Annotated in this window: 2 tRNA genes and 1 rRNA gene; all 3 read right to left on the bottom strand. The window is 54.2% G+C overall.

The annotated features are described in order from the left end of the window. Window positions 1–51: 51 nt before the first annotated feature. Window positions 52–127, bottom strand: a tRNA-Ala gene (locus tag QSJ95_RS32600). 15 nt (window positions 128–142) lie between these two features. Beyond that, window positions 143–219: transfer RNA gene (locus tag QSJ95_RS32595), tRNA-Ile, on the bottom strand. 80 nt (window positions 220–299) lie between these two features. Next, a 16S ribosomal RNA gene (locus QSJ95_RS32590) occupies window positions 300–371 on the bottom strand; the annotation flags it as partial.

Below are 371 nucleotides of genomic sequence, written 5' to 3'. Positions count from 1 at the left end.
GGTTCGTTCTACCGAACATTCCTGTCTGAGCTTTACGACGATTGCGGAAGATGGTGGAGCCAAGGAGGATCGAACTCCTGACCTCCTGCGTGCAAAGCAGGCGCTCTCCCAGCTGAGCTATGGCCCCCTAATTTCCAACGATTGGTGGGTCTGGGCAGATTCGAACTGCCGACCTCACCCTTATCAGGGGTGCGCTCTAACCGACTGAGCTACAGACCCATATAGGGTTGCCTAACCGTCGCTTACCAGTGAATCAAGCAATTCGTGTGGGAGCTTATGAGAAAGCCGGGATCTTCGATTAAGGAGGTGATCCAGCCGCAGGTTCCCCTACGGCTACCTTGTTACGACTTCACCCCAGTCATGAATCACTC

The organism is Pseudomonas sp. NBRC 100443 (genome assembly GCF_030268185.1).
In the GTDB taxonomy this organism is placed as follows: Bacteria; Pseudomonadota; Gammaproteobacteria; order Pseudomonadales; family Pseudomonadaceae; genus Pseudomonas; species Pseudomonas citronellolis.
Note: the sequence above shows the minus strand (reverse complement) of the source record. Positions and strands in the feature narration are given on the sequence as shown.